Below are 11,713 nucleotides of genomic sequence, written 5' to 3'. Positions count from 1 at the left end.
GAACCGGGGAGGATTTGTTCAAGCACCTTGTCCGCCGTCCATAGGGCCGGCGGTTACCTGCAGTGAATGGGTCAAAATGACAGTCACGACGGAAATCTTCCCCACCATTGTTCCCCGTTCAGCCGCGCCGCCACTGGCGCAACTTCGTCTGGCCGCAGTGGCGGCGGACTGTCCGGGTTTTGCCGGACACTGAACGATCATCGGGCGTCAGCCTTATGGGCGGCTCTTCCAAACGGACATTGTTTCATGGGTAATCCAGCAACTTCATTATCGCTCCCAGCCAGATTATGGCTGTTGGTGCTCGGCGCGGTCATCATCGCCGCAGGCCTGTTCTTTGCCATTGGCGGCGGCCAGCTCGTGGCCCTCGGCGGCAGCGTTTATTTCATCGCGGCGGGTATCGCGCTGATCGTCTCCGGCCTGCTCATCCTGTTGCGCAAGCCTGCCGGCGCGCTTCTCTTCGGCCTTGTCTTCGTTCTCACCGGCGTCTGGGCGGTGTGGGAAGCCGGGCTGCACTTCTGGCCGCTCATTTCCCGTCTTCTGGCGATGGGTGTCGGGGCCACGGTCGTTGCGCTCTCCTATCCGCTCTTGCGCCGCGCGGCAGGCAAGGCCCCGGCATATGGCTCTTCTTTCGCCATCGCCGCCATTCTCGCCATCGCTTCCGGTGCCGGTTTTGTCGGCATGTTCGTGCCGCATCCGACCGTCGCCTTCAATGGCGAGGCGGCCGCGCTGACACCTGTAACCCCGGAAACGGAGCAGAAGAACTGGGAGCATTACGGCAATACATCCGGCGGCAGCCGCTTTGTCGCGCTTGACGAGATCACGCGGGACAATGTCAGGAACCTTGAAGTCGCCTGGACCTATCATACCGGCGATACCCCGATCAGCCCCGGCGCGAATGGTGCGGAAGATCAGGAAACGCCGCTGCAGGTTGGCGACACCGTGTTCCTTTGCACGCCGCACAATAATGTCATCGCCCTCGATGCCGATACCGGCGCCGAGAAGTGGAAGACGGAAATCAACGCGAAATCCTCCGTCTGGATGCGTTGCCGCGGCCTTGCCTATTTCGATGCCAAGGCGCCGCTGAAGCAGCCGACTGCGCCGGGCACAACACCTGTCACGCCGGCGGTGGTGGCTGAAGGCGCGCTTTGCCAGCGCCGCATTCTGATGAACACCATCAATGCCGAATTGATCGCGCTCGATGCAGATACCGGCGCATTCTGCCCGGATTTTGGCACCAATGGCCGCGTCGATCTGAAGATCGGCCTCGGAAACGCGCCGGACCCGCAATATGTTCTGACCTCCGCACCAACGCTGGCGGGAACGACCGTCGTTGTCGGCGGCCGTATCGCCGACAACGTGCAGGTGGACATGCCCGGCGGCGTGATGCGCGGTTTCGATGTGGTGACCGGCGCGCTCCGTTGGGCCTTCGACCCCGGCAACCCGGAGATCACCGGACTGCCGCCCGAAGGGCAGACCTACACGCGCTCCACACCCAACGTTTGGGCATCCATGTCCTACGATCCGGAGCTGAACACCGTCTTCATGCCGGTCGGCAGCCCTTCGGTGGATTTGTACGGCGCGACGCGCACGCCGCTCGACCATAAATATGGTGCTTCGATGCTGGCGCTCGATGCCACCACCGGTCGGGAAAAGTGGGTCTACCAGACGGTTCATAACGACCTCTGGGATTTCGACGTGCCGATGCAGCCAAGCTTCATCGATTTCCCGAAAGCGGATGGAACGACTGTTCCGGCACTGGTTTTCGGCACCAAGGCGGCGCAGATCTATGTCCTCGACCGGGCGACCGGCCAGCCGCTGACCAAGGTGGAAGAGGTTCCCGTCAAGCCTGCCAATATTCCGAACGAGCCCTATGCGCCCACACAGCCGCGCTCGGTCGGCATGCCCGAGATCGGCGCGCAGACACTGACGGAAGCGGACATGTGGGGTGCTACCCCATTTGACCAGCTTCTTTGCCGTATCGCCTTCAAGGGCATGCGCTACGAAGGGCTTTATACGGCGCCGGGTACGGACCTCTCCCTGTCGTTTCCGGGCTCGCTCGGCGGCATGAACTGGGGCGGTCTTTCGACGGACCCGACGACGAACACCATTTTCGTCAATGACATGCGCCTCGGCCTCTGGATTCAGATGAAGGAAGCCGCGCCCAGCAAGGCGACGGCAAGCGGCGGCGAAAGCGTCAATACCGGCATGGGCCTCGTGCCGATGAAGGGCACGCCCTATGCCGTCGACAAGAACCGTTTCCTTTCGGCTCTCGGCATTCCCTGCCAGGCTCCGCCCTATGGCACGATGACGGCCATCGACATGAATACCCAGAAAATCAAGTGGCAGGTGCCTGTTGGCACCGTTGAAGATACGGGTCCGCTCGGCATCAAGATGGGTCTGCCCATCCCGATCGGTATGCCGACGCTCGGCGGCACGCTTGCCACACAGGGCGGTCTCGTCTTCATTGCCGGCACGCAGGATTATTATCTGCGCGCCTTCGATACGGCGACCGGCAAGGAAGTCTGGAAGGCCCGCCTTCCGGTCGGCAGCCAGGGCGGCCCGATGAGCTACAAGTCTCCGAAGACCGGCAAGCAATATGTGGTCATCTCGGCTGGCGGCGCACGCCAGTCGCCTGATCGCGGCGATTATGTGATCGCCTATGCGCTGCCGGATTGATCTGGACGGTTCATCGTTTTGAAAAGGAGCCCCGGGGCATGATCCCCCGGGGCTTTTTCTTTGCCCTTGACCGGCGGAGCGGCCATTCCGTGCGGAACCTCGCACTCCCCCTTGCGTTAGGAAAACGGGCCTGCCGGCAAATACTCCCCGCCGTTCACCAAGCTTTCACAAGGCGAATTTATGAGCTTGCGCTTATCCGCCCGTGAACCGATGATGGCGGTATTTCGAAATATGTATATTGTCCGGCGCGCCGGGAAATTTTTAGAGTTGGAAAGGTTTTGTTGTGAAGGAACACTCTCGAAAGATCACGCCGGTTCTTCTGGCCGGCGGTGCTGGTTCGCGGCTTTGGCCGGTATCGCGCGATCAGTTGCCCAAGCAGTTTCAGCCGCTGGTCGGCAATCTTTCGACCTATCAGCAGACGCTGCAGCGAGTGGGCGACAAGGGGCTTTATGCCGAGCCGCTCGTCATCACCAATGAGGATTTCCGTTTCTTCGCCCGCCGTCAGGCCGAAGAGATCGATCTGCCGGCAACCGTGGTGCTGGAGCCCGCCCGCCGCGACAGCGCCGCCGCCATGGCCGCCGCCGCCGTGCTGGCCGAGCGCCGCGAGCCCGGATGCCTGGTGCTGGCGCTTGCCGCCGACCATGTGGTGCTCGATGCCGACAAGTTCTCCGACGCCGTGAAACTCGGTGCAAAAGCCGCCGATCAGGGCAATATCGTCGTCTTCGGCCTGGTGCCGACCGAACCGCGCACCTCCTACGGTTATATCAAGCCGGGTGATGCGATCGATGGCGAAAAAGACCTCAGCATCGTCGACGCCTTCGTGGAAAAGCCGGATATGAAGACGGCGATCTCCTATCTGGAAAAAGGTTATCTCTGGAATTCCGGCAACTTCCTGTTCCGCTCCGATGTGATGATCGCCGAACTGAAGGCCTTCGCCCCGGAGATTCTTGCGGCGGTGACGCAGGCGGTCGAGCAATATGAAAGCGACCTCGGTTTCGTGCGCCTGCATCAGGCAAGCTTCGAGGCTTCCCCGAAAAACTCCATCGACTATGCGGTGATCGAGAAGACCAAACGCATGGCGGTGGTGCACGGCCATTTCCGCTGGTCGGATATCGGCAGCTGGGATGCGATCTGGGAAATTGCCGACAAGCGCGGCAACGACAATGCGCTGGAAGGCAACGGCGTCTTCATCGATTCCGAAGGCTGCCTCATCCATTCGACGCAATTGCTGACGACGGTGGTGGGTGCCAAAGACATGGTGGTGGTCGCCACCAAGGATGCTGTTCTGGTGGTGCCGAAAAACCGGGTGCAGGATGTGAAGGGTCTGGTGGAGACGCTGAAGGACGGCGAACACGCACCGCAGACGCAAAGCCACAAGCGCGTCTATCGCCCCTGGGGTTATATCGAGCACATGTATGTGGACGAGCGTTACCGGGTGGGCCATATCACGGTCGATCCCGGCCACCGCATCTCGTTCCAGAAACATTATCACCGCTCGGAACACTGGATCGTCGTCAAGGGCACGGCGACGGTGACGATCGGCGAGGAGACGAAGTTGCTGACGGAGAACCAGTCGGTCTATATCCCGATCGGCCAGCCGCACCGTCTGGCCAATGAGGGGCAGATTCCGCTCGAACTGGTCGAAATCCAGACCGGAGCCTATATCGGCGAGGACGATGTCATCCGCATCGAGGACGATTATAAAAGGCAATAGAATTGCCGCCAGCGCTTAAGGTTTGGAGAAGGTGAGGCGGATAGTTGTTCGGCTCGCCTTTTCGGCTCAGGCGATCAGCGCGTTCACGCAATGGGCAAGGGCATGGGAAAGCATCGCCGCCTCCAGCCCACGACGCCAGAACAGCCATCCGAACAGCAGGCCGGGAATGAAATTGGTGAGCAGGACCGCAAGGATCAGCGCCGCTTGCGGCAGAGCGACAATCGCAAACAGAAACGGCAGATGACCAGCGGCGAAGAGTGCCGCCGCCATAATAATGGCAGCCCACAAAATCACCGGTCGAATCTGTCCTTTTCCTGTCATGCGCCAGAGCGCCCAGGCGAAAAACGACATCAGGCCCCATCGGGTCAATAGCTCTTCCGTAATCCCGCCATAGAGAATCCGGGTCGCCAGCGGGACATTAAAAGCGGTCATTTTTGCCACGGCGGCCGCATCCGCGACCGCTGGCAGGATCGCCGATGAATAGGCGATCATCAGCAGGCCGACGGCAATGCCCACCGCCAGCGCGGGCGGCACGTGTGTTCGGAGAACCGCTCGCGGGTTGCCGCCCGTCAGCAAGCTGTCGACCAAGGGCGCGCCAAGTCCGAGTTTTGCGGCCAGAGCCTGACCGGTTGCAACCGCCGCAATGGTCAGCATTGCCGGCTGGATGAGGATCAGCAGGCGCATTCCGAATGAAAGTTGCTGTCCCGGTACAAGCTGCTCAAATGTCGCCAATAAAAGCGATGCGACGCCGGCCAGTCCGATGACCAAAAGAATATGCCAGCGCTTCATGGTCTCTTCACCTGTTTTCCTCGCTGCGAAGTTTTATAAGCGACTGGCATTGCGTGTGGATTACGCAGTGCAATCCCCTGTGTCGCAAGCTTATCCGGCGCATTTTCCAATCGTTCGAAATGCCTCCTGAGGGCGCTGTGAGATTCGTATTTTAGGCGGTTGCCTAATCAAAAATCTTCGCATACGTTCCAACTGCAACGTTTCAGTGAGGGAGGAGACTCATGCGAATGCGTGTTATTTCTGCGGCCTTTTTGGCCAGCGTCATGATTCCGGCGGGTATCGCCGGGGCCACCGATCTTGAGGTGACCCATTGGTGGACATCGGGCGGCGAAGCCGCCGCGGTCGCCGAATTGGCCAAGGCTTTCGACGCCACCGGCAACAAGTGGGTGGATGGCGCGATTGCCGGTTCGGGTGGCACGGCCCGTCCGATCATGATCAGCCGCATCACCGGAGGCGACCCTATGGGCGCGACCCAGTTCAACCACGGCCGGCAGGCGGAAGAGCTTGTCCAGGCAGGCCTGATGCGCGACCTGTCCGATGTTGCCGCAAAGGGCAACTGGAAAGGCGTCATCAAGCCGGCAAGCCTGCTCGACAGCTGCACCATCGACGGCAAGATTTACTGCGCGCCGGTCAATATCCATTCCTGGCAATGGCTGTGGCTTTCCAATGAAGCCTTCAAGAAGGCGGGCGTCGAAGTTCCGAAGAACTGGACGGAATTCGTTGCCGCCGCGCCGGCGCTGAAAAAGGCCGGCATCCAGCCGCTCGCGCTGGGCGGACAGGCATGGCAGGCCAACGGCCTGTTCGACACGCTGACGCTTTCGATCGGGGGCAAGGACCTTTATCAGAAAGTCTATGGCGACAAGGATGCCGAGGCGGCAGCCGGGCCTGAGATGGCGAAGATTTTCGCGGCTGCCGTCGAGGCGCGCGACATGGCCAAGGGCACCAATGTTCAGGACTGGAACCAGGCCACCAATATGGTCATCACCGGCAAGGCCGGCGGCCAGATCATGGGTGACTGGGCGCAGGGTGAATTCCAGCTTGCAAACCAGAAGGCCGGCACGGATTACACCTGCCTGCCGGGTCTCGGCCTCAACGATTATATCACCACCGGCGGCGACGCTTTCTATTTTCCGCTCCTGAAGGATGAGGCGAAATCCAAGGCGCAGGATGTGCTGGCGCAAACCATCGTCGATCCGAAAACCCAGGTTGCTTTCAACCTCAAGAAGGGTTCGTTGCCGATCCGTGGCGACGTCGATCTCAACGCCGCCAATGACTGCATGAAGAAGGGGCTGGAAATTCTGGCCAAGGGCAATGCGCTGACCAGCACCGACCAGCTGATTTCTGCCGATACGCAGAAACAGAAGGAAGACCTGATGGCCGAATTCTTCGCGGGCTCGATGTCGGCGGAAGACGGGCAGAAGCGCTTCGCGGACATTATCGGTTCGGCGGACTGAGTTTTATCTCTCCGGGTGGGAAAGCGGTTCGCCGCTTTCCTTTCCAGCGTCCTGCCTGTGCAACAATCATCAGCACGGGCAGGGGTTTCATGCGGTGAGGCTTTTGCCTGACTGTTGACTGTAACGTTACAGGAGGAGGTAACATGGCAGGTCAAGCGCGCTCGGGGCGCCCCAACCAGCTTTTCCGCAATCTCAATTCCAAGATTGCCTCCATTCCCATGATACTGACCGCCATGGTGATCTTCCTCGGCGGAACGATCTGGACGGTGGTTTATTCCTTCACCAATTCAAAGCTTTTGCCGCGCGCGAGCTTCATCGGTTTCGATCAATATGAGCGTTTGTGGGCAGCACCACGCTGGATCGTGTCCATCCAGAATCTGGCGATCTACGGCGTGCTGTCGCTGATCTTCAGCCTCGTCATCGGCTTCGTGCTGGCGGCGCTGATGGATCAGAAAATCCGTTTCGAAAACACCTTCCGCACCATTTTCCTCTATCCTTTCGCCCTGTCCTTCATTGTCACAGGCCTCGTCTGGCAATGGCTGCTGAACCCGGAATTCGGCATCCAGTCCGTGGTTCGCTCGATGGGCTGGGAAAGTTTCACCTTCGATCCGCTCTATAATTCCCAGATCGTCATTTATGGCATCCTGATCGCGGCGCTCTGGCAGGGCACGGGGCTCGTCATGTGCCTGATGCTGGCCGGTCTTCGCGGCATTGACGAGGACATCTGGAAGGCGACGCGTGTTGACGGCATTCCGATGTGGAAGACCTATATCCTCATCATCATTCCCATGATGCGGCCGGTCTTCATCACCACGCTGGTCATCATCGCCAGCGGCATCGTTAAGGTTTACGATCTGGTGGTGGCGCAGACCAGCGGCGGGCCGGGCATCGCGTCCGAAGTGCCGGCGAAATATGTCTATGACTACATGTTCCAGGCGCAGAACCTGGGACAGGGCTTCGCCGCCTCGACCATGATGCTTCTGACGGTCGCGATCATCGTCATTCCATGGGCCTACCTCGAATTCGGAGGCAAGAAGCGTGGCTAATATCAGCACATTGAACACGGTTGTCGCCGCCAGCGATGCGGTTGCCCAGGACCTTTCCGGCCCGCGCGGCAGGAAGCCGAGGAAAACCTTTTCCCGCCGCAACATCATTCTTTACGGCACGCTGTTTGTGGCCGCCGCCTATTACCTGCTGCCGCTTTACGTGATGGTCGTCACCTCGCTGAAGGGCATGCCGGAAATCCGGCTTGGCAATATCTTCGCGCCGCCGGTGGAAATCACCTTCGAGCCGTGGGTGAAGGCCTGGGCCAATGCCTGCACGGGCCTGAACTGTGATGGGCTTTCACGCGGCTTCTGGAATTCGGTGCGCATCCTCGTGCCTTCGGTGGTGATCTCGATCGTCGTCGCTTCCGTCAGCGGCTACGCCATGGCCAACTGGAAGTTCAAGGGATCGGAACTGTTCTTCTCGATCCTCATCATCGGCGCCTTCATTCCCTATCAGGTGATGATCTATCCGATCGTCATCGTGCTGCGCGAAATGGGCGTTTATGGCACGCTGACCGGCCTCGTCATCGTGCACACCATCTTCGGCATGCCGATCCTGACGCTGCTGTTCCGTAATTACTTCGCCTCGCTGCCGGAGGAACTGTTCAAGGCGGCGCGCATCGATGGCGCTAATTTCTGGCAGATCTATTTCCGCATCATGCTGCCCATGTCGCTGCCGATCTTCGTTGTCGCGATGATCCTGCAGGTGACTGGCATCTGGAACGACTTCCTGTTCGGCGTGGTGTTCACGCGGCCGGAATATTACCCGATGACCGTGCAGCTCAATAACATCGTCAACTCCGTGCAGGGCGTGAAGGAATACAACGTCAACATGGCCGCCACGCTTCTGACCGGGGCCGTGCCGCTGATCGTCTATTTCGTCTCCGGCAGGCTTTTCGTCCGCGGCATTGCTGCCGGCGCAGTAAAAGGTTGAGCTATATGAACAAAAGCGTTTCCATTCGCGATCTTTCCCTGTCCTTCGGTGCCGTTACCGTGCTGAAAGACCTCAATCTCGATATTTACGACGGCGAATTCCTCGTGCTGCTCGGCTCTTCCGGCTGCGGCAAGTCGACCCTTCTCAATTGCATTGCCGGCCTTCTGGAGCCGACCGACGGACAAATCTTCATCAAGGACCGCAACGTCACCTGGGAGGAGCCGAAAGACCGAGGCATTGGCATGGTGTTCCAGTCCTATGCGCTTTATCCGCAGATGACGGTGGAGAAGAACCTGTCCTTCGGCCTACAGGTCGCCAAGGTACCGAAAGAGGAAATCGAGCGGCGCGTCAAAAGGGCGGCCGGTATCCTGCAGATCGAGCCGCTGCTGAAACGCAAGCCCGCCGAGCTTTCCGGCGGCCAGCGCCAGCGCGTCGCAATCGGCCGGGCGCTGGTGCGGGATGTGGATGTGTTCCTGTTCGACGAGCCGCTCTCCAACCTCGACGCTAAGCTGCGCTCGGAACTGCGCGTCGAAATCAAGCGGCTGCACCAGTCGCTGAAGAATACCATGATCTATGTGACGCATGACCAGATCGAGGCGCTGACGCTGGCGGACCGCATCGCCATCATGAAAAGCGGCGTCATCCAGCAGTTGGCCGATCCCGTCACCATCTACAACAAGCCGCGAAACCTCTTCGTTGCCGGTTTCATCGGCTCGCCGTCGATGAATTTCCTGCGCGGCGAGTTGATCGAAAAGGACGGCAAGGTGGTCTTCACCACCAATGGCGTTACTTTTGCGCTGGATGGCTATTATGCGGAAACGCCGCTCGCCGCGGGCCGTGCGGTGGTTCTGGGCGTTCGCCCCGAACATGTGCGCGTCGATGCCGATATCGTTGGCGGCGAAGTGCATGAGGCGATTGTCGATATCGAGGAGCCGATGGGTGCCGACAATCTGATCTGGCTGAAACATGCCGGGCATACCATGTCCGTGCGCGTCGGTGGGCACAGGCGGTTTTCGCCGGGCACCAAGGTACGCCTCGGCCTCGACATGACGATGGCCTCACTGTTCGACGCGCAAAGCGAGGACCGGCTCTAGAACAGCTTCGATTTACCCCCCACACAATCCCAAGACCCAGATCTCTATGGAGGAGACAATGACAGAACTCGGTTTCCAGCTTTACAGCGCCCGTAATTTCCAGCCTTTTTCCAATATTCTGAAGAAGCTTTCGGCGGCGGGTTATAAACATGTCGAAGGTTATGGCGCGATGTACGCTTCGCTGGATGACGCCGGTTTGAAAGGCCTGCGCGCCGAACTCGACGCCAATGGCCTTGCCATGCCGACCGGTCATTTCGGCCTCGACCTTCTGGAAGGCGATCCGAAAAAGGCCCTGAACATCGCGAAAGTTCTGGGTGTTGAGGCGATCTATTGCCCTTATCTGATGCCTGATCAGCGCCCGACAGATGCCGCAGGCTGGTTCGCTTTCGGCAAGCGCCTGCAGGAGGCTGGCAAGCCTTTCGTCGATGCTGGGCTGGTCTTCGGCTGGCATAACCACGATTTCGAGTTCAAGACGCTTGGCGATGGCTCGACGCCGCAGGAGCAGATTTTTGCCGGTGGCCCGGATTTGAAATGGGAGGCGGATATCGCCTGGATCATTCGCGGCAATGCCGATCCGCTCGCCTGGATCGAAAGCTACGGCAAGCGCATTACTGCGGTACATGTGAAGGATATCGCACCAGCAGGCGAGAATGCGGATGAGGATGGCTGGGCCGATGTTGGCCATGGGACCGTGGACTGGAAGGGCCTCGTCGCGGCGCTGAAGGCGAAATCCGCCACGAAACATTTCGTGGTCGAGCACGACAATCCCAAGGATATCGACCGGCTGATCACCCGCTCGATCGCATCTTTCAAAACCTACTAAGTTTCAATTTTCGGAGTTTGCATCATGGCCAGGGATCTTGGCGTCGGCATCATCGGATGCGGCAATATCTCGTCTGCATATTTTTCGCTGGCACCGCTCTTCAAGGGCATCAAGGTGCTTGCCTGCGCTGACCTCAACCGCAATGCGGCGGAGCTGAGGGCGGAAGAATTCGGTGTTGTCGCGCAGTCCATCGAGGATCTGCTCGCCAACAAGGATATCGATGTGGTGGTGAACCTCACCATTCCCGCCGCACATTTTCCGGTGTCGAAAGCCGCCCTCGAGGCGGGCAAGCACGTCTATTCGGAAAAGCCGCTGGTGCTTTCGCTGGAGGAAGGCGAGGAGCTGCGGCGCATCGCCCGGGAGAAGAACCTCTCCGTCGGCTGCGCGCCGGATACCTTCCTCGGCGGCGCGCATCAGCTTGCCCGGCAATATATCGATGACGGCAAGGTCGGGCGCATCACCTCCGGCACCTGCCATGTGATGAGCCCCGGCATGGAGATGTGGCACCCCAATCCGGGCTTCTTCTTCCTGAAGGGCGGCGGGCCGATTCTCGATCTTGGTCCCTATTACGTCGCCAATCTCATCAACCTCATCGGTCCGGTGAAGCGCGTCGGCGCACTGACCTCGATGGCAAATCCGACCCGTACGGTGACCAGCCAGCCGCTGAACGGCGAAATCATCCCGGTCGAAACGCCGACCAATATCCATGCCCTGCTGGAATTCGTGAACGGTGCGACGATCACGCTTTCGGCGAGCTGGGATGTCTGGTCGCATCGCCACGCCAATATGGAGCTTTACGGCACGGAAGGCTCGATCTATGTGCCGGACCCGAACTTCTTCGGCGGCGTGGTGGAAGCGAGCGGTCGCGACAAGAATATCCAGCCGCTGGAAGACTGGGCGCATCCTTTCGGCATTGCCAATCAGGAAAGCCCCAATGGCCCGCGCGCCAATTACCGCACGGCGGGCCTTGCCGATATGGCGATTGCGATTCTGGAGGGGCGTGATGCCCGTTGCTCGCTGGATCGCTCCCTGCACGGTATCGATGTGATGACCTCGATCCTCAAATCCGGGGAAGAGGGCCGTTTCATCGAAATGACGACGACCTGCACCCAGCCGGCTGCACTCGGGATCGAGGAGGCGCAGGCGCTATTGCGCTGAGCCTGTCGAGTTTAAAAAAGGCCCG

General features: G+C 59.7%; 9 protein-coding genes. 8 read left to right on the top strand and 1 reads right to left on the bottom strand.

What is annotated here, in order from left to right:
* Positions 1 to 246 precede the first annotated feature (246 nt).
* Together ACQZ60_RS18520 and ACQZ60_RS18515 are read left to right on the top strand one after the other, a co-directional pair.
* Positions 247 to 2,676 (top strand): glucose/quinate/shikimate family membrane-bound PQQ-dependent dehydrogenase, encoded by a 2,430-nt coding sequence (locus ACQZ60_RS18520; RefSeq protein ID WP_020813294.1) that lies wholly within the window; start codon positions 247 to 249, stop codon positions 2,674 to 2,676.
* Positions 2,677 to 2,959: 283 nt separating this feature from the next.
* On the top strand, positions 2,960 to 4,390 hold the full coding sequence (locus tag ACQZ60_RS18515) for a mannose-1-phosphate guanylyltransferase/mannose-6-phosphate isomerase (RefSeq protein WP_035261862.1): 1,431 nt from the start codon (positions 2,960 to 2,962) through the stop codon (positions 4,388 to 4,390).
* A 66-nt stretch (positions 4,391 to 4,456) separates the two neighbouring features.
* Here the strand turns inward: ACQZ60_RS18515 and ACQZ60_RS18510 are convergent, their stop codons facing one another.
* On the bottom strand, positions 4,457 to 5,179 hold the full coding sequence (locus tag ACQZ60_RS18510; protein ID WP_448735841.1) for a CPBP family intramembrane glutamic endopeptidase: 723 nt from the start codon (positions 5,177 to 5,179) through the stop codon (positions 4,457 to 4,459).
* 221 nt (positions 5,180 to 5,400) lie between these two features.
* Between ACQZ60_RS18510 and ACQZ60_RS18505 the strand changes: the two genes are divergently transcribed.
* From ACQZ60_RS18505 to ACQZ60_RS18480, 6 genes are all read left to right on the top strand, one after another.
* Entirely contained in the window at positions 5,401 to 6,633 is a 1,233-nt protein-coding gene (locus ACQZ60_RS18505; protein ID WP_448735840.1) for an ABC transporter substrate-binding protein, read from the top strand.
* 143 nt (positions 6,634 to 6,776) lie between these two features.
* A complete protein-coding gene (locus ACQZ60_RS18500; RefSeq protein ID WP_020811468.1) occupies positions 6,777 to 7,679 on the top strand; it encodes a carbohydrate ABC transporter permease in 903 nt (300 codons plus the stop codon).
* Positions 7,672 to 8,613, top strand: coding sequence for a carbohydrate ABC transporter permease (locus ACQZ60_RS18495; protein WP_078052523.1), 942 nt, complete (start codon positions 7,672 to 7,674; stop codon positions 8,611 to 8,613). The genes ACQZ60_RS18500 and ACQZ60_RS18495 overlap by 8 nt, the downstream gene beginning before the upstream one ends.
* A gap of 5 nt (positions 8,614 to 8,618) precedes the next feature.
* Positions 8,619 to 9,707, top strand: a complete 1,089-nt coding sequence (locus ACQZ60_RS18490) for an ABC transporter ATP-binding protein (RefSeq protein ID WP_448735839.1) — start codon at positions 8,619 to 8,621, stop codon at positions 9,705 to 9,707.
* Positions 9,708 to 9,765: 58 nt separating this feature from the next.
* Positions 9,766 to 10,530: a sugar phosphate isomerase/epimerase family protein gene (locus tag ACQZ60_RS18485; RefSeq protein WP_065656302.1), complete on the top strand. Its 765-nt coding sequence runs from the start codon at positions 9,766 to 9,768 to the stop codon at positions 10,528 to 10,530.
* A gap of 24 nt (positions 10,531 to 10,554) precedes the next feature.
* Complete coding sequence (locus tag ACQZ60_RS18480; protein WP_448735838.1) at positions 10,555 to 11,688, top strand: Gfo/Idh/MocA family protein; 1,134 nt, start codon at positions 10,555 to 10,557, stop codon at positions 11,686 to 11,688.
* Positions 11,689 to 11,713 lie beyond the last annotated feature (25 nt).

Source organism: Agrobacterium sp. 22-223-1, from assembly GCF_053522385.1.
The sequence above is the reverse complement of the archived record's forward strand: the minus strand, read 5'-3'. Positions and strand labels throughout refer to the sequence as shown.

Bases quoted from the DNA above. Each gene is read 5' to 3' on its own strand.
- ACQZ60_RS18520 (WP_020813294.1), top strand. From the start codon at position 247: ATGGGTAATCCAGCAACTTCATTATCGCTCCCAGCCAGATTATGGCTG.
- ACQZ60_RS18510 (WP_448735841.1), bottom strand. From the start codon at position 5,179: ATGAAGCGCTGGCATATTCTTTTGGTCATCGGACTGGCCGGCGTCGCA.
- ACQZ60_RS18505 (WP_448735840.1), top strand. From the start codon at position 5,401: ATGCGAATGCGTGTTATTTCTGCGGCCTTTTTGGCCAGCGTCATGATT.
- ACQZ60_RS18500 (WP_020811468.1), top strand. From the start codon at position 6,777: ATGGCAGGTCAAGCGCGCTCGGGGCGCCCCAACCAGCTTTTCCGCAAT.
- ACQZ60_RS18490 (WP_448735839.1), top strand. From the start codon at position 8,619: ATGAACAAAAGCGTTTCCATTCGCGATCTTTCCCTGTCCTTCGGTGCC.
- ACQZ60_RS18485 (WP_065656302.1), top strand. From the start codon at position 9,766: ATGACAGAACTCGGTTTCCAGCTTTACAGCGCCCGTAATTTCCAGCCT.
- ACQZ60_RS18480 (WP_448735838.1), top strand. From the start codon at position 10,555: ATGGCCAGGGATCTTGGCGTCGGCATCATCGGATGCGGCAATATCTCG.